This window comes from Streptomyces sp. NPDC051909, assembly GCF_040681095.1.
In the GTDB taxonomy this organism is placed as follows: domain Bacteria; phylum Actinomycetota; class Actinomycetes; order Streptomycetales; family Streptomycetaceae; genus Streptomyces.
Map to the genome: position 1 here is coordinate 40,379 of NZ_JBFAYA010000033.1, position 19,015 is coordinate 59,393.

At 64.7% G+C, this 19,015-nt stretch carries 13 protein-coding genes and 8 pseudogenes; 14 read left to right on the forward strand and 7 right to left on the reverse strand.

Features of this window, described 5'->3' with window-relative positions; all coding sequences use genetic code 11:
- Positions 1-9: 9 nt before the first annotated feature.
- The gene (locus AB0M18_RS32805; RefSeq protein WP_365764498.1) at positions 10-396 is read right to left on the reverse strand and encodes a hypothetical protein; all 387 of its coding nucleotides are present in this window, start codon (positions 394-396) and stop codon (positions 10-12) included.
- 66 nt (positions 397-462) lie between these two features.
- Positions 463-600, reverse strand: coding sequence for a hypothetical protein (locus AB0M18_RS32810; RefSeq protein ID WP_365764500.1), 138 nt, complete (start codon positions 598-600; stop codon positions 463-465).
- Between the two features lie 6 nt (positions 601-606).
- On the opposite strand from AB0M18_RS32810, the gene tnpA reads away from it, so the two are divergent.
- On the forward strand, positions 607-1,050 hold the full coding sequence (gene tnpA / locus AB0M18_RS32815) for an IS200/IS605 family transposase (protein ID WP_365764502.1): 444 nt from the start codon (positions 607-609) through the stop codon (positions 1,048-1,050).
- Positions 1,051-2,021: 971 nt separating this feature from the next.
- Here the strand turns inward: tnpA and AB0M18_RS32820 are convergent.
- Positions 2,022-2,347, reverse strand: a pseudogene (locus tag AB0M18_RS32820) (IS5/IS1182 family transposase); the annotation flags it as partial.
- 642 nt (positions 2,348-2,989) lie between these two features.
- Here AB0M18_RS32820 and AB0M18_RS32825 point away from each other — a divergent pair.
- Positions 2,990-3,279: pseudogene (locus AB0M18_RS32825) on the forward strand (2-oxoglutarate ferredoxin oxidoreductase subunit alpha); the annotation flags it as partial.
- A 351-nt stretch (positions 3,280-3,630) separates the two neighbouring features.
- On the opposite strand, the gene AB0M18_RS32830 reads toward AB0M18_RS32825, so the two are convergent.
- Positions 3,631-3,906 carry a WhiB family transcriptional regulator gene (locus AB0M18_RS32830; protein ID WP_365764522.1) on the reverse strand — a complete coding sequence of 92 codons (276 nt, stop codon included), beginning with the start codon at positions 3,904-3,906 and terminating at the stop codon, positions 3,631-3,633.
- Positions 3,907-4,403: 497 nt separating this feature from the next.
- On the opposite strand from AB0M18_RS32830, the gene AB0M18_RS32835 reads away from it, so the two are divergent.
- On the forward strand, positions 4,404-4,766 hold the full coding sequence (locus AB0M18_RS32835; RefSeq protein WP_365764504.1) for a hypothetical protein: 363 nt from the start codon (positions 4,404-4,406) through the stop codon (positions 4,764-4,766).
- A gap of 796 nt (positions 4,767-5,562) precedes the next feature.
- Here AB0M18_RS32835 and AB0M18_RS32840 read toward each other — a convergent pair.
- On the reverse strand, positions 5,563-6,012 hold the full coding sequence (locus AB0M18_RS32840) for a WhiB family transcriptional regulator (RefSeq protein WP_365764506.1): 450 nt from the start codon (positions 6,010-6,012) through the stop codon (positions 5,563-5,565).
- 824 nt (positions 6,013-6,836) lie between these two features.
- Here AB0M18_RS32840 and AB0M18_RS32845 point away from each other — a divergent pair.
- The 6 genes and pseudogenes from AB0M18_RS32845 to AB0M18_RS32870 all read left to right on the forward strand — a co-directional run bounded on the left by AB0M18_RS32845 (position 6,837) and on the right by AB0M18_RS32870 (position 13,099).
- The gene (locus AB0M18_RS32845) at positions 6,837-7,106 is read left to right on the forward strand and encodes a hypothetical protein (protein WP_365764508.1); all 270 of its coding nucleotides are present in this window, start codon (positions 6,837-6,839) and stop codon (positions 7,104-7,106) included.
- Positions 7,107-7,158: 52 nt separating this feature from the next.
- Positions 7,159-7,707 (forward strand): integrase core domain-containing protein, encoded by a 549-nt coding sequence (locus AB0M18_RS32850; RefSeq protein WP_365764524.1) that lies wholly within the window; start codon positions 7,159-7,161, stop codon positions 7,705-7,707.
- Positions 7,638-8,357 (forward strand): annotated as a pseudogene (locus AB0M18_RS32855) (IS5 family transposase); the annotation flags it as partial. The gene AB0M18_RS32850 and the pseudogene AB0M18_RS32855, both read left to right, overlap by 70 nt.
- Positions 8,358-8,522: 165 nt before the next feature.
- Positions 8,523-9,399 (forward strand): annotated as a pseudogene (locus tag AB0M18_RS32860) (IS5 family transposase).
- 1,428 nt (positions 9,400-10,827) lie between these two features.
- Complete coding sequence (locus tag AB0M18_RS32865; RefSeq protein WP_365764510.1) at positions 10,828-11,373, forward strand: hypothetical protein; 546 nt, start codon at positions 10,828-10,830, stop codon at positions 11,371-11,373.
- A 1,288-nt stretch (positions 11,374-12,661) separates the two neighbouring features.
- Entirely contained in the window at positions 12,662-13,099 is a 438-nt protein-coding gene (locus AB0M18_RS32870) for a cytochrome P450 (RefSeq protein ID WP_365764512.1), read from the forward strand.
- Positions 13,100-13,133: 34 nt separating this feature from the next.
- On the opposite strand, the pseudogene AB0M18_RS32875 reads toward AB0M18_RS32870, so the two are convergent.
- Positions 13,134-13,498: pseudogene (locus AB0M18_RS32875) on the reverse strand (transposase family protein); the annotation flags it as partial.
- Positions 13,499-13,968: 470 nt separating this feature from the next.
- Between AB0M18_RS32875 and AB0M18_RS32880 the strand changes: the two are divergent.
- Together AB0M18_RS32880 and AB0M18_RS32885 are read left to right on the forward strand one after the other, a co-directional pair.
- Positions 13,969-14,598: a TetR/AcrR family transcriptional regulator gene (locus tag AB0M18_RS32880; RefSeq protein WP_365764526.1), complete on the forward strand. Its 630-nt coding sequence runs from the start codon at positions 13,969-13,971 to the stop codon at positions 14,596-14,598.
- A 524-nt stretch (positions 14,599-15,122) separates the two neighbouring features.
- Positions 15,123-15,221, forward strand: a pseudogene (locus tag AB0M18_RS32885) (IS5/IS1182 family transposase); the annotation flags it as partial.
- Here the strand turns inward: AB0M18_RS32885 and AB0M18_RS32890 are convergent.
- A pseudogene (locus tag AB0M18_RS32890) lies at positions 15,213-15,562 on the reverse strand (transposase family protein); the annotation flags it as partial. The pseudogenes AB0M18_RS32885 and AB0M18_RS32890 sit on opposite strands and share 9 nt — an antisense overlap.
- Before the next feature lie 783 nt (positions 15,563-16,345).
- On the opposite strand from AB0M18_RS32890, the gene AB0M18_RS32895 reads away from it, so the two are divergent.
- The 3 genes and pseudogenes from AB0M18_RS32895 to AB0M18_RS32905 all read left to right on the forward strand — a co-directional run.
- Complete coding sequence (locus AB0M18_RS32895; RefSeq protein WP_365764514.1) at positions 16,346-16,810, forward strand: hypothetical protein; 465 nt, start codon at positions 16,346-16,348, stop codon at positions 16,808-16,810.
- A gap of 271 nt (positions 16,811-17,081) precedes the next feature.
- The gene (locus tag AB0M18_RS32900) at positions 17,082-17,552 is read left to right on the forward strand and encodes a transposase family protein (RefSeq protein ID WP_365764516.1); all 471 of its coding nucleotides are present in this window, start codon (positions 17,082-17,084) and stop codon (positions 17,550-17,552) included.
- A 986-nt stretch (positions 17,553-18,538) separates the two neighbouring features.
- Positions 18,539-18,866, forward strand: a pseudogene (locus tag AB0M18_RS32905) (IS110 family transposase); the annotation flags it as partial.
- Between the last annotated feature and the right edge of the window lie 149 nt (positions 18,867-19,015).

Genomic DNA, 19,015 nt, shown 5'->3' on the forward strand with positions numbered 1-19,015 from the left:
TGGTGGTGGCTAGGTTCGCGATGCCACGTCGGCGAACCCGGTCGGCTCGTACGGCTCGTCGTCGGGGATGCCGCACGCGGCGATCAGGCAGAACACACCGTCGCGCTCGATCAGGTCGGCCTCGCCCTTGCGGTGCTCCCGCAGAGTGTTGAGCGCATCTGCCGAACACGCGAACCGCACGCCCTTGAGCCGCCCGACCGTCGTCCAGATAGAGACGGTCTGTGCGTCGTACTGCCACGACGGGCACCGGTCGTCATGTGGCTGCGCGGCCTCGGGCCGGAACGTGATCGGTTTGGACTCCGCCTCGACCCGGCGCTTCGAACCCGTCTTGCCGAGGTTCCCGGCATGGATGTTCGCCTTCAACGTGGTGCAGGCGTCGCGAGTCTTCTTGATCACGTGCTGAGCGGCCTGTGCCCAGAGGCCACGCTCCTTGAGCTGCGCATACGTGTGCTTCCGCAGCTCCTACTCACGCGGCACCCCGTGGGAGAACGCCACCTCGGAGACCCAGCACGCGGCCTCGTTGACCGTGCGCAGGGTGGAGCGCAGCGCAGCTGCCTGTTCGGCCTCCGGCATCAGCTTCACCTGCGTCACGATCTTCATGCGGTCATGGCAATTCAGTTGATCTATGTCACTGCGCTGGCAGCCAAACCCCGATATCCGCAGGGGCCGGTCGTCTACAGCCTCCACGCCCACTTGGTCTTCTCACCCAAATACCGGCGCGGAACGTTCACGGACGAGATCCTCACGCGCTGCGAAGAGATCATGCTGGCTGTCTGCGCGGACTTCGAGACGGAGCTGGTCGAGTTCAACGGCGAGCGCGATCACGTGCACCTCTTGGTCCACTACCCGCCGAAGGTCGCCCTGCCCCGGCTGGTCGTCTCGCTGAAGGGCGTATCCGCCCGCAGGCTGAGACAGGAGTGCCCGGGACACATCCAGAAGTACCTGTGGGGTGCGCACTTCTGGTCCCCGTCGTACTTCGCGGCATCGTGTGGCGGGGCACCGCTGAGCATCATCAAGGAGTACATCGAGCAGCAGAAACGCCCGCGTTAGCCCTGCGGGTCAGAGCAGTCCAGAGAAGCGATTCCTCCCTGGCCTTCAGGACTCCGTTGGAAGATCTGTAAACCGGGTGTGGGCTGGCCTCTACGCGGTGAAGTCGAGTCGGGCCGGATGCGAGGTCCTGGTCTAGCCGAGCGGGGTTCCGGCGAGCCAGGCGTCGAGTCGGATGATGTTGATGGCGGTGGCGGCGAAGACGCGGCCGAGGCGGGTCTTGGGCAGGCCGATGTAGCGGGTCCGGCGGATGCGGGCCCGCGCGGATGTTGTAACGCTGCCGTCACTCGCCGGTCAGCTGCTCACAGCGCCGGGTTTCCAGCCCCCCGCTGGTCTGGGGGGAGAGAGCGGGGGTCAGACTGCGGCCCACTTACCATCCGTCGCTGTGGTGCGCTTCTCGCGCACGGGGCAACTGCCGCGGTCCTGGGTCGTGAAGTGCACCCGTGCGAGGGGAGTTCCGCTGCTCTTGCGCTGGGAAGACCAGCTGACGCTGGTCTTCCCCTGGGGACAGGTGACCGCGCGGGTCTGCCAGTCGATGTGGACGCGCTCTACGCGAAGTGTTCGCCCCGATGGTTCTCGTGGTGTGTGTCCAGCCCGACCGGTCCCAGCGGTTCGATGCCGTACCGGTCCTGGGCCGCGACGATGTGTGCGGCGGTGGACGTAGCCGGCATCGACGGCATGCTCGGCTGGCAGTAACTCCCGTGCGACCAGGCCACGATGGACGGTCCCGGTGACTTCGGTGCCAGGCGGCCGTCGCGTCCGTGGTGATCACCTGGGTGATCAGGTGCGGGGCGTCCGGCTCGCAGGTCCCGGACAGGTGGGTCTCGCAGCCGCACCACCCCGATCCCCGCTTCACGCCGAAGCGGGCGTCGGGTCGTAGGCCGTGGAGAGACGGCGTCTGCCCGGCGGGAGGTCCTTGCCCTCCCGCCAGCGCCCCCTCGCCATCGAGGCCGCATGCATCCCCCGCTCCGCGGCCGGCCGAGCGGATCGGCGACGGCCCGCGCGTTCGCCCCGTGTTTCTTGTGTTTGGCCGGGCAGAACGGCCGGCGGCGATGCGGTCGGTCGGCGGTGGTGTCCCGTCCGGCGAGGCGAACGCCTTCGGCGGCGCCGCCCGGACCGCCTCGTCGGGGGCGGCCGGGACGTCGGCAGCCTCGGCGACGCGGCGGCGGGCAGTGGTGGTGGCGATCCCGAACCCGGCCGCGAGCCGGGCGCACGGATGACCGTCGCGGAGATGGGTGAGGGTGAGCGGGGCCCGCCGCCCCCGCGGGAGTCGGGCGAAGGCGCGTTCGCCGCATGTGCGGAAGGGGACGTGAGCGCGGCTGAAGTTCCGGTAGCGCAAGAGCAGAGACGTCATCCCCCCGCTGGTATTGCTGAGTCACTTTTGCTCAAGCCCCGTGTGGCGCCCATGTGATCAACTCTTGCCTGGGTGCAGCGCTAAGCCTCTGGGCGCTGACACCTTCCGGTGGTGTTCCCCCCCGTTCGTCCACCGGTGAGTCCTCGTCGCTCTCCTCCTGGGGAGGGAGGGCGACGAGGACCAGACTCGTTGGATTGTTGATAGGTGCGTGGAGAGCACACCTACTGCCGGGGCGGGAGTGACTGGTGCAGTCGCAGCGGGGGCTCCAGTAGGACGATGGCCTCGGTGCCGAGCCAGTCGGGTGGTTGGCGGTGTTGACTTGCACTCGATTCCGCCAACAACCCGGGGGTTCTGTTGGCAGTGCCTACGCGCAGGGGGCGTGCACTGAACTTGCGGTAGGGGCGGTTGAGTTGCTGCTTCCAGCAGTCGCCGCTCGCCCGGCTTGCGGCTAGGTTTGGCGACTCGACCTGCGACAGCTGACGCAATACCGACGAGCCCCTGGGAGTGCTCGCCACGACGGCACCGAGCCCGCACGAGGCACTGACCGGGGCTGGGATAGGGCGACTTCGCCATTGCCGACGCCTCAGTGTGCGGACCCTCCATGCCAAGGCCAAGATCGACGGCATCGAGGTGCCCGACGTCGAGGTCGGCGACCCGGACGGTGTGAACACCCTGGTGCTCGGCTGGGGTTCCAGCTGCGGGCCGATCACCGCCAGCTGCGGCGGGCCGGCCGCCCCATCGCCCAGGCGCACCTGCGGCACCTCAACCCCCTCCCGAAGAACCTGGGTGAGGTCCTGAGGCGGTACGAGAAGATCGTCGTGCCCGAGATGAACCCGGGCCAGCTCGCCCCCCTCGTACGGGCCAAGCACCTCGGCGACACCCGCAGCCGCGACCATCCTCACGCGGGCGGGTACATCCGGGGCGACTCGCCAGAGGCCCGTCGTGTGCGCCGTCACTATCGAAGCGCAGCGTTCCGAACACACCGTGCTGACCCACGTCGGTGTGAGCAAGAGCATCACCACCACACAGAAGTCCGCCAACCGGGCACTATCCGCTCCGACGGTCGGCTGAGAGAGCGAACGCACGGATCAAGACAAGGCGCGTCCTCCACAAGGCCCGTCGCAGTACCAATCGATTCACGTCCACGGAAAGAGCCATCCTCGCTCCGGAGCCTATGATCCTTCGCTAGGCGAAGGTGAATTCGCTTAGGGGAGATCTTTGACGCTCTGTCACTCGATTGTGGTAAACTGGCGAGCTTTTCGGGATCGCTGTGGCCTGGCACCGCCCAAGGCGTGCCGCTCCGATCCTGTGAGGCCTCCCCAGACTCCATCCGTGGTCCCTTGGCTCATGGCGGCCTCGAAGCATTCTCGTTGCACTGTGCAGCCGTAGCACACCTGCTTCGCTCGCTGATCCCATCCGCGCCGCGAGAACTCGGCAGAGGGAAAGAAGATTTCAGGATCGACTCCTGACACGGCGCAGTTGGCAGCCGCTCGCCAGTCACGCATCGCACTCACCCAGATCCCTCATGTCTCCAGTACTCACCCAGATCTTCAGATGCCTCTCTTTAATCCTTTCTCAGGATTTACCGACGGCCTGAGTAAAAGCTGCTCAGTTATACCCGAGCTCGCCGGAGCGACGTTCGGCCACGGGTCTGCCACGCGGCACTCCGGCTTGGCGGATGGCGCCTGACGCGCATTTCTTGCCGAATTGTGCAACCGGAGTACTGATTACTCATACTTCCTGCCGCATTTGCCCACAGGCTGGTTGCAGGACGACTGACGGCCACGACCATCACGGCATCGTCCAGCCCTCACAAGGGGTGCCTGTACCGCGCGGCCTTTCACAGTGTTCTCGATCGGAGTCTCGGCAGCGAATCGTGCGACAACCCACTGAGCTTTGGCCAAAGGCACCGGGCATCCGCTTCCAGCTTGGTCTGCCACGGACACTTCCACCTTCCTGGATGCCACCGCGGGGCACCAGCCCCACACCCACGGAGACAGCGATGTCCACCACGACGCTCGACCGGCTTATCGGCCGGCACCGCCGGCACAGGTTCATCGCCAGGCGATTCGTAAGTTTGATCCACCAAGACCGGCTCCCCGCTGATGTAGCCCGCCGGGTGGTGCACCGCGCGATCACTGAGGGGGACCCCTGGATACTCGCGGAATGCGGGCAGACATGGGTGCTGCGCGACGAACGTCATGGCGGGTCCGAGTCCGGCGCCGCCCCGGGGCAGGTACTGAAGATCATGAAACGCACTGGTGGCGGCCAGCTCAGCGTGATCAACCCCGCCGGGGCCTCTACCGAGATCTCCCTCTATGCCCTGGACCTCTACGAACTCTCCGAATGGGAATGGCGGGAGTGAGAACCGGCGCCTTCGCGCAGGACGCACACCAGATGGCAGGGCGCTGGCCCGGCCGCCACCACGAGGCGCCTCACGGCGTCAGGCCCGAACGGAGCGACCTGGCTGTCACGCGACTCCACATCGTCACCGCCCGCACACAGCTGTCGCCTCGCCGCCCTGGGTGAGCCCAAAGGAGGGTGCTCCACAGACCGCCGAGCCGAACCTCTGGCAGCTTGGGTTCACCGGTCGGCCCGAGGACGTGCCCTCCCTGGGCTTATTGCCCGATCCACGCACTCTCGCACGGAATCGACGCAGAGTAGCCTGCTCTCCGACCTCGCTCCCCCTGCGACGGCAGACGCCCCTTTTTCGTTCTCGGGCAACAATATGGGCCGTGCTGAAGCACCCACCGCATGCTGTGGATGCATCGCACCCGCCCGCGGCGGTGAGCCGCGCGGTCGTCACCGGAGCCTGTCTGATCAGGGTCCGCTCGCCTTGGATCCTGGCCTCCATTTTCCGTCCTGCCGGGTGCGGGACAGGCGATGCGACACGACGAGGTGCTACGAGCTAAGGGAAGGTGTCTCGGCAGTACTGGATCCCAGCCGGTTCATTTGATGGGGCGTCGATGGTGGGTGCGGAGCCTGAAACAGATGAGGATGCGCTAGGGGTTGAGTTCGCTAGGGGTCGAGTCCATGACGGCGATGCGGTGGTGGCAAATCGTTGCTGCAGGCAACCGATAGGGGAGGGTGGAGTCGCCGTCAGTGAGGTCGTCTTCGCGTAACCGCTCCCCGAGTCGAGTGCTGTGGTTCCTTGGCCTGGGTCAGCAAGGCTGCTCGGCAGCTCCTGCTGTGCGTTTCCCGCGAGAGTCATAGCCACGTTCCCGTGCGGTGCGGCCGCCCCAGATCCCGAACGCTTCGGGCATCGACTCTGCGTGGGAACGGCATGCGTGGGTCACGGGGCACGAGGCGCATATGGCCTGTGCTTGAGAGTTCTCACCCTTGGTTGTTGGGAAGAAGATCTCTGTATCGAGACCGCGGCATCCTGCTTGCTGGTGCCACTCGGTGAGCGACGCAAGCCCGGAGAGGTAGTACGGGAGGCGCCGGCCTGAGACGGGATCCAAGTCGGGGCGTTGGGGCTTCACGGCCATTGTGTTTACCTGATGTGTGTTCGTCGTGGCTGGGTGTGGGGACTGGATAGGGATGCCGGAGCAGCCTTGTGCCAGGGCTTTTGAGGGTGACTGCCTACCTCGGGTTCCGACCAGTCGTTCCATGGGAGTTGGAGGGAAATCTGTGTCTGCGGCGGGACTTCTCAGGTCTTCCAGTGAGTCGCCATTCTCCCAACGGGCCGGTTTCTTGAGCCGCAATGTTGGGGCCAGCCCGGCGGGGGCGAATGGTCCTGGCAAGCAGCAGACCGCCAGCGCCTACCATGAGTGGAGGTTGTCGCCATGAGGGAACTTCGGTCAGGCTGGGACAACCTATGCTCAAGAATTCCCAGAGCTCTGGTGAATCTGCTTGAGTAATCGGCACACAACGACCGAGAGTACCGGCCTCTTCACTAGGCGCACCGTGAAGAGGAGGATCGGGCCAATGCTGTCATTGAACCGCACCGGGTTCGGTAGGGACTCGATTATTGAGAGGATCGGGTCATGGCACGTCCTTCCCAGTACCTGCTTGAGCCGCGCCGTCGTGGGGTGCGGATGGCCGCCGGGGTGTGGCCGGCCGCGACACCGGGTGGACCGCGATGAAAGCGGCGTCCTTCCTCGCGGCCGGGCCCGGCCGGCCGCACACGCGCTCGTAGCGTTCGCCGACGAGTGTGAGGGTCGCTTCGGCGGTGTAGAGCCGGTCTGCCGCGTGGTGACGACGCGCGATCGCCCCCTCCACCCGCCACGAGCGCCAGGCCGCGCCGTCCGCCAGGATCGCGCGGGACGGCGGGCCGAAGGAGCTGATCCAGCACGTCCGCGACGCCAGCCACCGTGTCCACGAGGCGGGGAAGGTCTGGCGGCAGCTGAACCAGCGGGGTCACCAGGCGGCCCGCCGCACCGCCGAACGCCTGACGCGCGAACTCTGTATCGCCGGAGCGGTCCGCGGCAGGCGGATGATCACCACGCTTCTCGGCGGCAGGCCGGGTGGACTCCTGACCTCTCGGACCGGGATACTCGCCGCCGGCGCCCCGAACCGCCGCCGGGCCGCGGACCTCACCCATATGAAGACCCGGGCCGGCGCCGTCCACGTGGCGTTCGCCGGGGACACCGTCTCCCGCCGGATCGCCGGCTGGTCCGCGGCCACCGTGAAGGAGAGCGTTCTCGCGCTCGACGCCCGGAGGGATGGCGGTCTGGCAAGCACCCCATACAGCCGGGACAGTTGACCCTCACTGCGATGCCGGGGCGTGATACACGAGTTTCCGGCCCGCCGAGCACCTGGACGCGGCCGGCGTTGCCGCATCGACCGGCCCGGCCGGCGACGCCTGCGACAACGCACCTATGGAGAGCACGACCGGCCTGTTCGAGACCGCGCTGATCAAGCCCCGACGGCCATGGAAGACGATGTCCGACGCCGAGCCCGCCACCGCCGAGTACGCCGACTGGTACAACCACCGACAACTCCACCGTGAGACAGGCCACATCGTCCGTCGAATACGAGAACCGGGCAACCACGAAACCCCAGATCACAACCAACATCCGAGATCTCTACCGAACCCAGTGCGGGTAAAAGACGCCCGACCCGAAGCCCGCTGCAACAATTCTACTAATCGATTCAGAATGAGTTCGCTTCAAGACTTGGCAGTTGGGGTGGCGGGAGGCAGGTTCTGCGTGTACATCATGATCTTGTGCAGGGCGACCTGTGGAACGCGTTGCTCTGCCGCCCCCTCCTCACCCACCGTGGCGTCGGCGGTATCCCGGGCCGGTTGCCGGTGGATGACTGTTCAGCCTTACGCGGGATCGTCTGTGCGCTGCGCCCAGGAGTGACCTGGGCGGACCTGCCGACCGCGAAGATCGGCTGCAGCGGGGTGACGTGCTGGCGGCGGCTGGGACTGGACCGAGGCTGGCGTGTGGCCTCGGCTGCACGAGGCCCTCCTGGCAGAGCTCCGCAGGGCTGTTGGACATGGACGAGGCCGCCACCGACAACTCTCACGTGCGGGCCTTGAAGGTAGGGGGCTCACACCGGACCTCCGCCGGTCGAACGCGCACGTCCGGGCAGCAAGCACCACCTGATCACCGACCGGCACGGAACACCTCTCGCCGCGTCGCTGACTAGCGGAAACCGGGACGAACCACCCAGCTAATCCTGTTGCTTGACGCGATGCCCCGCTTCCGCGGGCGGCGCGTCCGCCCGCGCCACCGATGTGGCCGGCTGTTCGACGACTGTGGCCACGACTATGGCAAGCATCGACCTCTGCTCCGGGACCCGCGGCATCACCCCGAAGATCGCCCGCAAGGGCACCGCCCACGTATCCGTCCTGGGCAGGACACGGTGGGTCGTCGAGCGCCCCTTCGCCTGGCTTCACCAGTTGAAACGCTGCCGCACCCAATACGAGATACGAGCCAACCTCCACCTCGGACTGCTCCAACTCGCCTGCGGCATCATCAGCTTGAGAGGACTCCGAACCTCATTCTGAAATGATCAGTCAGGGAAGGATGAGGAACTGGCGGACGTCTCCGACCACCGGTTCCCGGCGCAATCACCACGGCGAGGAGTGGTCCCAGCCCGTCACAGCACCTGCCGACTAGGCAGTGTCCGGCGGATCATGTGACTGTCGGACTGTTAGCTCGTTGTGTCCGGGATGGGGCGGGGTGATCTGACGAATGCCGAGTGGGTCCGGCTGGAGCCGCACTTGCCGGCGTTCGGACTGCGTGGCGGGTGGTGGAACGACCACCGCAAGGTGATCAACGGCATCTTGTTCCGGGTCCTGACCGGCATACCGTGGCGGGACCTTCCCCCCGCGTTTTGGCTGGAAGCCGTCTACGAACGGCACCGGCGCTGGTCGGCCGAGGGCACGTGGGACCCGGATCCTGCGTGCCGTCCAGGCTGACGCCGACCTCGCGGGCCGGATCGACTCGAGCATGGTCAGCGCCGACTCGACGTCCTGCCGCGCCCACCAGGACGCGGCCGGCGCCCGCAAGAAGAAGCCGCGCGTCCCGAAAGAGGAACAACGCCCCGGCACCACCGCCCCGATGAAGGACTCGGACGGTCCGGGGGCGGCTTGACCTGCAAGATCCATCTCGCGGGTGGGGGCGGCCGCAGGCCGATGGCCTTCCTCCTCACGCCCGGCCAGTGGGGCGACGCGCCGCAGGTGATCGAGGTCCTCGAACGGATCCGCGTTCCCCGTCCGCAGGGCGATCACCTCGCACCCGGCCGGACCACCTGGGCGGCGACAAGGCATACAGCTCGCGCCGCAACCGCCGCTATCCGCGAAGACGCCAGATCAAACACACATTCCCGAGCCGAAGGACTAGCGGGCCAACCGCAGACGACGCGGCTGCAAGGGCGGCCGGCCCACCGGCTTCGACAGCGAGATCCACAAGCGCCGCAACGAGGTCGAGCGCACGATCAACCGGCTCAAGAACTCCCGGGCCGTCGCCACCCGCTACGACAAGAGGGCCTACGTCTTCCACGGAACCGTCGCCATCGCGGCGATCCGCTTATGGCTCCGGCCATGATCCGCCGGACAGAGCCTAGCTGTTTCAACCCTGCAGATCGCCAGGAGTACACGATACTCATGGCGTTGCCCTGCGGCGGCAATACCGTAATGTCCGGCGGGGCCGGTCTCCCGTCTGGAAGATCCTGGCACCACGTCGAACGTGCGTGCCAATTGCGAGAGGCAGAACATGCGAAAGATTATTGCCGGCGACAGATGTCGCCGTCGCCGTGCCTACGGGAGCAGGCCTCACTCTCACTGACCACCGCACGGAGAAGAGCGGGAGTGCGCATGAGGTACTGGCAGGTTCGGCAGGCGCAAAGAGTTCGGCAGGACGCGAGTCATCTTGAGCCGGATTCGTTGCTCGAGTTTCCTTATGCTTGGTTGAGTACGTCTCACGGCTGGTCTCCGTCCGAAGGCGTATACTCAGCCCTTCTTGGGCGCAGGATCGGCTGCTTCGAATAGGCTCTAAGTGGTTTTTAGGGGAGTTCCGAAAGGAGAACTCGGCTAGGGTCCTCCTACCTGCTTCCAGGATGGCACGTGACGCATAGGCACCGTGCGCCATAACGGCGCTGAGCCGCCATTTTCGGACCGGCATTCGGGCTCACCGCTCCAGCACGACGGGCAATCCGTCCTCTGTCGGCCTCGGGTAACGTCCCATGTAGTGCTGATTTCGGGGAGGGGTAAGGGCGGCGATCCGCTCGTCGTGCATCTCGGTGAGCTTGGCGGCGGTGAGATGTTCGAAGGCGTCGGGGTCGGGGAAGGCCTGGACAATATCGGTCCGGCGTTTGGTCTTGATGTTGGTCTGCTTTAAAGGGGGCTGCGGCAGGCGCTACCGGGGTGGATTGCGTCACTGATGTGTGAGGCCCACTCGATCGTGATGAGCACTCAACCGCTGGGCATCTGGCAGACCGTCGCCGGCGAGAGTCGAAGAGCGGGCGAAATGCCGCATCGTGGGGTTCGTATGGCGGTAGGCCACCAGCGGCACCCAATCGGCCAGCGGTAGGCACATGGACCGCTGTCACCCGACCCGTTTCCGCCTTGTTCCTGTACGACCTTCAGTCGCTCGAGCTGCCGCACCCGCAGGCCTGTGAACGCCACACGCACAGGCTCAGCCCACAACACCCCGACAAGTCCCGCCTGGCGTGCGACATCCGGCACACCCACTCGCTGCGTTCTTCGGACCCATCCAAGTACGTCCATTACGAGGATGGCTGCGGGCGTTTGAAGCTATTTGTCAGAAGCGCCTAGGTGTGTATTGACCGCAGAATTTTTGACACGGCTGATGGGCGGGTGTCAGGGGAGTGTGGTGTCGAAGCGGTAGTGGCTGTAGATATGGAGAGTATGCCAGGACTTGGGACCACCCGTTGTTCGAAGTGTAGGGCCGCAGATAGGCCATTACGCGAGCTATTTTCGGCCTTCCAAGTGAAGATTCTAAATCGGGGAGAAAATGAAGAGAATCACGTTTCCAATCATCGTAATGATCATGCTGGGAGTGGCTGGCTGCAGGGATGGGAATGGCCCCCAAGGAGACGCTTCGGCGTCCCCCCTGGGGGGAAAGGTCCCCAGCGAGCTCGTCGGAACCTGGGGGAGCGGTGCTATCGATCTAACGCTATGGGAAAATTATCGCGAAGGATACTATGCTGGCCGAAATGCAATACCAACCCGAGAGGTGATGATCTTCAAGGAGGACGGTGCGGCGAAATTCTATCGGTACGAGTATGCCCTGAACCTCTATGAAGAGCTCATTGACTGTGAAGGATTCGTTACCTTCAACGAAGATGGAACCTTCACCTTTCACCCCGTCAAGGGTCGCAAGAGATTCTATGACTCCAACCCGGGAAATGTCGCAGACAAAGCGCTTTCAGGTGGAGAGCTAAATGACCCCGAGATTTCAGGAAAAAGGAGCTACATCTATCACGGGGAAACCAATCCGGCCACACTCGAGATCACAGTTCCGGGCTCCGCTCCTTACAGTTGGTATAAAAGCGAATAAAAGTGAAGAAGTGGATTGGTTTCGGTGAACCTCCCCTGGAGTTGGAAGTTCTGAGGATTGGTCGGTGCCGTCTTGCCACGGCGTATCGAGGCGTTGTGGCGGCGTGCGCGAAGGTTGCCGCGGGCTTTCGGGTTAGCGAGGGCAGGAGCCACGCCTGCGTACAGAGTGTGATGGGACTTCTCGCTCGACAGCGTTGTGCCGACACGTAGGGCCTTGCGGCGGACGGAAGCCCGCGGATGTCCTGCTGGCCGGCGCCACTGCCGAGTACGAACCGGGCATGGCCGCGTACGGAGACTACCCGGGTGGGGCCCGGTAGCACGTAGCAAGCATCCAGGCCATCACCGGTCCCGCAGACGAACCGATCCGGTACCCACCCGTGCTACCGGCGGGGCCGACGGAAGCTTCCACGTTCCCCTCAAACGCCACCCCGGACACCTCAGCACCGCCGCCAATCGAATACATACCCAACACTCGAGCTCCCCGGTCGAACAGGCCATCAGCCGACCCCAAGGCCCGCCCATCGCGCCGGATCCGGGATTTCATAGAGCCCGTGACGATAGGCACCTGGTACTCATGCGGTGCTGCCTTGTGCTGCAGATGATCGGCTCCCAGAACGTTCAGTCTTCCGGGAGGTGTCCCCATGGCCCACCGCGCAGCGATTTCCGTAATTCACCAGGAACCGTACTACTCCACTGAGCTCTGCAGTTGGGTAGTCTCGCGAAATTCCGATGTCCGGATCGCGCTCCAGGATACTCGCTTCAAGTTTTCTCCTGTTCGATACCTAAAGGATCACTGTGGCGGCCTTTCGGCATTGGCGGCCTCGGCCGACCAATGGACTATCCCTCCGGTTCAAGATGCTCCCCTTTGCTTTGAACCCCTGATGCCTATGCTCTCGCCGTGGCGGACCAAAATAGAAGGCCCCTGGATCAGGAGGATTGCACGTCGCGAAATTCAAAGGCTCCGTCTCCTTGATTCAGTAGACTTCAGGAGAGACTTCTCTGAGCGGTTTGCTGCGGATGTCGTCTGCCATGTCTTGAAGCTTCCTCGTGGAACCTCGAGACACCTGATTAATTGGTCGCGTGACCTGTCCCTTCGCGAAGGGGCGTCCTACCGAACGCTTGTTGAGGTATCGGCTCAGTATCTCGCTACCAGAGGGAATATCGGATGCATTTCCTGTAGCGAGCAACTGCCCCACCATTGCAATGAGGAGTCGGCTGCGCGAAGCATTGTAACCGCAGCGTGCTCGGCCTATGCTGCCGTTTCTTCGGTACTCACCACGGGCACGCTGATGCTGCTTGAGCGGCCGGGGCAGTTCGCCGAAATCTTGCGTGATGTCAGATTGATACCCGCTGCGGTTGAGGAAATTTTGCGCCTTGGCGATTTTGAATACTCGGCGCCAAGGGTTGCTCTAGAGAATGTAGATATTGGCGGCTGTGAAATTAGAGCCGGCGAGTCCATCCTTTTGATTCAAGGGCTCGCCAATCGGGACCCGCGATTCTGGGTTCGTCCTGATGTGTTCTCTCTGAGGCGGATGCCCAATCACCCTCTCGCCTTTACGGCTAGCCCATACTCAAGACTTTGCTCTCCTCTGACTCGAGCGAGCGTTCGAATAGCTCTGGAGGAGGTGGTCTCATCGCTGCCTCGGATACGCTTGGCCGGGCAGAGTCTGCGATCCGACTGCCGTCCACCCGGTGATCGATTCACCGTTATTCCCGTCTCTATTTGATCTATGTTTCGTGGAGGCTGTCAGTGAGCCTCTTTCATCCTGGATAGTTGCAGGTCAGCAGCGTGTGGACGGCTTGGATGATGGTGCTGATGCGGCGGGTGGAGCATCTGGCTCGCCGGAGTGGCCGCCGGGACTTCAGCTGTGCGAAGGCGCGTTCACCGGGCGCTCTGAGGCGGGCGTGGTCTCGGTTGAACCGCTGGTAGTGCTCGGGCTGTTCACGGTGGTTCTTGTACGGGTGCGGACGGTGACGCCGGCGCCCTGATAGGCCCGGTCGGCTAGGACGAGGATCTGCCGGGTGAGGCAGGCTTGGATGATGCCGTGGGCTCGGGCCGCGGTCAGGTCGTGAGTCCGGCCGGGCGTCGCACGGGAGAACCACAGCGGTGTGCGTCCGGGCGGGCGATGACCCGCGCGTTCATCCCAGAACCCGCCGCGAGCCGCCGCAGCGTGTCACTCCCGCGCGGATAACACGAGCGCGGCCAGGGCACGCCCGGAGACGGTGACAGCCGGCACCCGCGGGACACCCTCCCGGGAGACGATCAGCGCCATGACCCACCCCACCAGGACACGCGGGACATCGAGTCCAGCACGATACACAAACCACGAGGCCCACGAACCGAAGAGCCGCGGACGCCAGACATCCCGCTCAACAACCCGAGGGCCTCGCCCGTTACATCACCCGATCAGTGGCCACACGTACAAGCTCAGCGTTCTCTCGGCAGTTTAAGTAGATCTTACTCTCGCCACCTGAACCGCCGCAATGCAGCGTATCCTCCCGAGCTCTCTATAGCCCTCGATGACCGCGACGGCCCCGCACGGCGGTACTCCGGCCACGTAACCAACGAACACAGTTCAGGAGGCAAGAGATGAGCATGCGGGACCCGCAGCCTACTAGTGCGCCTTCTACCGCTGGACGGCGAGCCTCAGCGCGGGCCGATGCGGCCCGCAACCGCCGCAAGATTCTTGATACCGCAGCCCAGATTGTGGATGGGCATGGACCCGAAACCATGACCATGAACCAGGTCGCGCAAGCGAGCGGCATCGGCGTGGGGACCGTCTACCGGCACTTCGGTGACCTGGCACAGCTGCTGTGGGCACTGCTCGACGAGCAAGATCGCCAATTCCAGGAGGAGTATCTGAGCGGTCCGTCGCCACGCCCGGGCGCCGCTGCCACACAGCGTCAACACGTGTTCCTCGACGCTCTTGTTGACCACGTAGTGGAGCAGCGTGCAATCCGCCTTGCCGCGCAAAAGGCTGGTCCGGGCGCGCAATACGCTAGCGGCGCGTACGTTGCCATGCATAGCCACCTGACTCTGCTGAATAGCCAAGCCCGCCCCGGCGCCAACGCCGCTCTCCTTGCCCACCTCCTTCTAGCGCTCTTTTCTCCCTGCCTGATCCACCACCTTTCTGTGGAGCAGCAACTCTCTGTGGCGGAACTAAAGAAAGGTATACGCCAGTTGCTCAGCTTCCCCGGGATTGTCGAGACTCCGTCTACGCTATGACGGCTATCGACGGAGCGCCGGCAGGGAGGTACGGCTCGTATCTCCTGGCCCGCACTGACCTTCCTTGCGAGCTGGTGTGTGATTGAGCTTGTTCAGTGCGGCCACTGGTCGGGTGACGTGTGGTGAGTACGGAAGGGGCGGAGCCCCAGGGCTGGTGAGCAAGATGCCTACGCTCAACTCTTCATCTTTGGGGCTCTGTTGGTTCCCTATCGTGCCGTACTCGAAGTCCCTCATGGCCTGGCGGAGTGGGTCACGATGCTGACCGTCACCCGGGAGGGTGGCCGACGCTGCCGGTTGTCGCCTCCGGGCCCGCCCTGGCCGTGCTGGTGTACCTGCGGAAGAATGACGCCTTGCGGGAGCTCTCTCACTCTGGGCTCCCCTCACGCCTACGTTCATGCCGTTGTCGGTCACCTGGCCGGACTCGCATCCGGTCTGACGGCGGTCCTGAGAGCGGCCGACGCCCGCTGCGTCCTGCTCGACGGGGCGCTTGCCGAGTCCGCCCCGACCGGTGACGGCCGTGCCGGTATTCGGGAAAGCGCCGCCGGCATGGGGTGAACCCGCGGGTGGTGATCGCTCCGGACGGCATGCTGGTATGGATCTTGCCCGCCCTGCCCGGCCGAATAGTCGGCCGGGCTGTCGCCGACGCGGTCGTACTCGGCTATGGTCCCGACCAGCAGGACGAATTCCGGATCAGGCTTCCGCAGCGTCTTGAGCAGGCCCGGGGCCCGAACGGCTGGCAGTCCAGTCCCGGTGGTGACATATGCGCTGGCGGTGCCGACGGATATTCCGAAACCGGCCGAGATCCGGGTGAGGTGTCGGGCGGCCGGAGGTACACCAGAGCGACAAGCGCGCGCTGGTGCGGCAGGAATTTGCACCTGCGGTCACCCTCACGGGCGGTGACGAGAATCGTGACCCACTCGACGAGGGCATGCGGAAGGTCGAGTGCGGCGGGGTAGGAAACCAACGAGGCTCCTGTACCGGCGGGTTGACACTTTGAACGCCTTCCCCAACGGCACGGGGCTTTGTGCGTTGCTGGCTGAGCTTGACGGTGAGCGAGCGGTGGGCCTTCCCGCCCCCGGCCGGGAGCCGGGCGCTGTCTGTGCGGTGCGTCCGCGCTCACCCAGGGTGCCTCCGGTGCCCAGCGGGCCGGGGACCCCGCGCGAAACAGGGGACCTCACCAGTCCTGCCGGGGATACGCGGCCGGGCTTTGACCTGGTCGTCCTGGCCGATGACCGTCAGCGGGGCGGACCGCGGGCCGCGCACCGGTCCGCGTGTACCCTGGGCGCTCCCGCCGTCCGCCGCCAGCCGCGCGGGACGGTCACGCTCCGTACCGGCGGACCGTTGGAGCGCGGGCGTTCGATTTCCCGGCGGACGGTGTACGAACGCGCTCCCGCCGCGACCGCGCGGGCCGCAGCTCACACCAGCGCCACCAGCGGATACCGGCCCCCCGACGGCCACGCGGACCGGCGTCCTCTTCCGGGTCACCCGCCGGGAGGGTCGTTCGCGGCGGCGCTTGGCGCACTGGCGTCCACGATGACAGCGGCACCCCAAGACGCGTGGTGCGCCCCTCCCATGCTGAGACGCGCCGTAGTTGATCAAAGAACTTTGAGGGCTTTGAGTGAGAGCTACTCATGAACGGGAGGCAGCCAGCGGCAACTCTCGAAGAAACTTCCCAGCGAAAATCCTGGGGGCGCATGGCTACAAGACGCCTTTCGCGTCAGGATGCGAAGGACACGGTGAGAGGCCGATGGTCAGAAACATTGGTGAAGCTAACAATCTTCTTGGAATTGTCCATTCTCGCGTCTTGCTATGTCAGCCGGCTGAACAGACGCTGCGTGAATGGGCGGTGCCCATCCTGAAAGCTCTTTCTGTCGCCCGCTATACCCCGCGGAACTCCGATGCTGTAGTACGGATATTCTACGGCGATCTGAACGGACTGATCCAAAAGCATCTCAAAGAAGTGGTAGACCGAGGGCCGGTAACCGCCTGGTTCCTGCGCATTCTGCGCCGCATAGATGAAGGGGTACTTCGGCGCGACGAATATGTCAAAGTGCTGGTGGCTGCATGCAGAGCACTCAGCTGTACTTTGAATATCGTAGAAATGTCGGCACACCTGCCGCCGGGAAATGTTCAGCGGGCAGCTGATCGTATCCTCGCGAGGATGTTGGCAGCCTTGTCACCGATCGCGTCCACGGTGCGCGCGGTTTCCTGAAAGCCGGGCCTTCTGTGAGTCGCTGCCATAGGATTCGTGACGATGGTGATCGTCGGGTGCGGCGATGACCGCGCCCGCAGCCGCGTACGGACGACCGGGCCCGGTGCACGCTGGTCTGCCCGCGCGAGCACGGCGCCTCCGGACAACTCGCGGCTGGCTTCCGGACCGGCGTGGCCACGGCGCTGGCGCCGCGTGAACGGCACGGCCGGGCGACTCGCCGAAGCGGCCCCGGTGCTGTCGGAAGCGCTCACGGGACCACGCCGACGGCTACATGCCGCCGGACAGTACCGTCGCGGAGACCGGCCGGGCCGGTGCCGGAGGACACCTCTCCGGCAAGGTCCGCCACGAGGGTGTGAACCCGCGGGTCATCACTGCGGAGGGCGGGCTCCCGTGGCTCTCACCCGCCCCGCCCGGACGTATGGCCGCCATCACCGCCGCCCGCACACACCGCATCGTCACGACCTGCGAACGTCCTCGGATCCCCGCACCCGCCGACAAGGCCTACGCCGGGGCCGGCGGAACGTTCCAGGTGCCGTTCAAACGCCACCTCGGACGCCCCCTCACACCCAGACAGGCAGCCGCTAACCGAGCACACGCCCGACTCCGCTTCCCCGTCGAGCGGGCCTTCGCCCGACTCAAGGCATGGCGGATCTTCCGCAAAGACCGGATCAGCCCAACCGATTCACGTCAATCACCAAAGCCGTTCTCACCCTCGAGCGGCGACGCTGAAGATCCCTATTGATGCTCTCCTCCTGAGACTGGCAAGAGTCTCAGTTTAGGGGCGGGACGCTCCGCAGGTCATGGTGACCTTCAGGGTGAGTAGTTGCTTACTGCCCTCTGGGTTGAGGGCGGAAATCCTGAACGTTCCCGGGTTGCTCGGGCCCACCCCCGGCCACACTGTCGCCTCCGTGAGCTCTGGGGGTGTGCCTACCCAACCAGGCATCTCGTGCTTGTACTCAAGGGCGTAAGGATATCCGGGCGGACATATCGCTGCAACCACCGCCAACCTCCCAGGGTAGGTCCCCCCTGCGTACATCTCAATCTCGCACGTGGCGTTTCCCTGCGAAAGACAGGGTGCTGACGCGGCAGCCTGCCCTGAATTGGCCAGCAGCGCCCCGACAGAGCCAAGGGAAAGTACAACGGCGCCAATCAGAGATCTCTTGCGAATACTGGTTTCCGAATTACTCATGAAAGATCGCTCCACTCCTAGGTGTGAAACCAAAACTTGAAGGAAGCCTGATCAGGTTTCCGGACAGGCGGTTGGGTGTCTTGATCAGGCCAACTCTCATTGGCGAGCGCTCCATCCGAAGATGGAGTGCGTTCACATGTGGGGAAAGTGTAGGGTCTATTGAGTGGGGTAGGTTGAGTATTCTGGACTCAGATTGTTCAGCCCGGATCTTCGGGTTGAGGGCGGTTCGCCTACTGCGGTGGTCTGTTTGATGAGGCTCGCCCCCCGGGTTACCTTTTTCGTGGCTCCGCAATGGGGCCTCCGGCCTTCGGTTCCGGCATGACTTCCCCTCCTGTTGTTGATGATCCGGGGGTGGTGTCACCGGGTCCGGAGGCATCGACGGACCGCTGATGAGGGGCTTGAGCACCGGCTTCACGCAAGATCAGAAGGGCTCTCCGTAACGTGGATGTGGCAGCTCGGTGCCCTGGCAAGGCCGGACGAAAGCGTGATGGAGGGGCTGGCACGTGATCGACACCGGCGGCATCGACATCTTCCTCGGCATGGACGTCGGCAAGGGCGAACACCATGTCACCGCCGTCACCCCGGCCGGGAAGAAGACGTTCGACAAGCGCCTGCCCAACACCGAACCCAAGCTCCTACCTGCCCGGCCTGACGATGCGGCGGATCACCGACCTCTATCCGGGCGAGGCCAAGACGGACGCGAAGGACGCGTTCATCATCGCGGACGCGGCCCGCGTGATGCCGCATACGCTGCGGGCGATCGACGGCGAGGACGAGAAGATCGCCGAGCTGGAGATGATCGTGGGCTTCGACGGCGACCTGGCCGGCGAGGCCACCCGGGTCGCGAACCGGCTGCACGGCCTGCTGCCGCATCCTGGTCTGCTCGAGCACATCATCGACGAGCTCGAACGGTATGTACTTAGACCTCGTTTCACTTGGTGAGTCGCTGGTAGTTGATGAGGCTGGTGGCGATGGCTGTGAAGGCGAGGAAGTGCTCGGGCTTGCGCTCGTGGCGG